The organism is Nocardia farcinica, assembly GCF_029867845.1.
In the GTDB taxonomy this organism is placed as follows: domain Bacteria; phylum Actinomycetota; class Actinomycetes; order Mycobacteriales; family Mycobacteriaceae; genus Nocardia; species Nocardia farcinica_A.
In genome coordinates this window covers 1-1160 of sequence record NZ_JARWRU010000182.1, presented here as the reverse complement: position 1 = coordinate 1160, position 1160 = coordinate 1, and the positions used below count along the sequence as shown (strand labels likewise).

The window sequence follows — 1160 nt, the reverse complement described above, 5'->3', positions numbered from 1 at the left end:
GCCGGGGCAGGCGCGGCAACGGCCGGGCTCACACCGGCGGGCGCGGCCGCGCCGGCGGACGCGGCGCCCGGTGTCGCGGCACCGGAGGACGTCGTGGCACCGGAGGACGTCGTGGCACCGGAGGACGTCGTGGCACCGGAGGACGGGGCGCCCGGCTGCGAGGCGGACGCGCCGGGCGTCGCCGAGGCACCGGGCTGCGCGGTGGTGCGCCTGCCCGCGCCGGGGCCGGGCTTACCGCCGTCCATCCACTCGGAGATCTTGTCGATCTGCTCGCCGACGTTGTTGCCCGCGGCGGCCTTGACGGTCAGCCCGGCCGAGGCGTCCACCCGGACGTCGGTGGTCAGGTACACGCCCTTGGGGCCGATCTCGAGATCGACATCGACCTTGGCCCAGATCTGGGCATAGGCGTCGGTTTCGATCCACACGCCGAAGCCCTCGCCCGGCCCCTCGCCGACGCCGGCGAACAGGTCGCGGCCCGCGAAGGGGTCGAAGCCGCTGTAGAAATCCTCCGCGCGCGGACCGGAGTCCTCGGCGGAGTCGGTGCCGAGTTCGCCCTTGGCGGGCTTGGGCAGGAACGGATTGACGCCCGGGTCGACCTGGTCCCCGAGGCCGGGCAGGCCGAAGTCGTAGCCGGGCTGGCCGGTGCCGTGCCCGGGCAGGCCGAAACCGTCCGGCCGCCACCAGTCCGAGGGGTCGTCGTGGCCGGGGCCGTAGCCGCCGCCGTAGCCGGGCGCCGGGACCGGCGGCTCGGCGGGCGGCAGGGGGTCTGCGCCCTGGTGGGTGCTGTAGTCGCTGCCGGTGTACTGCGAATTTCCGGTGTTGCGGTAGTACTCGTGGTACTCGGGATATTCGCCGTACGAGCGCGATTCCTGCGGCGGGCCGGGCTGGCGGTCGTCGAGGCCGAGGTCGACGACCGCGGTGGGCGCCTCGTCGAAACCGGGTGTGCCGGAACCTCTGCCGAAGTCGTAGTCGAAGGTCGGCACCGGGTCGGGGAAGGTGACCACCGGGCTCGGCAGATCGGGCTGCGGGTCGCTGCTGTGCGCCCAGCCCGCGTTCCAGCTGTCGAGCTGCCGATCGTCGGACCCGTTGTCCCTGGCGCCGTGCGAGGCCACCAGGGCGCCGCCGGTGACGTAGGCGCCGGCGCGGGCCCCCCGCGCGGC

General features: G+C 74.7%; 1 pseudogene. It reads right to left on the bottom strand.

The features are described from left to right. A pseudogene (locus QH283_RS03745) lies at positions 1 to 1160 on the bottom strand (hypothetical protein); the annotation flags it as partial.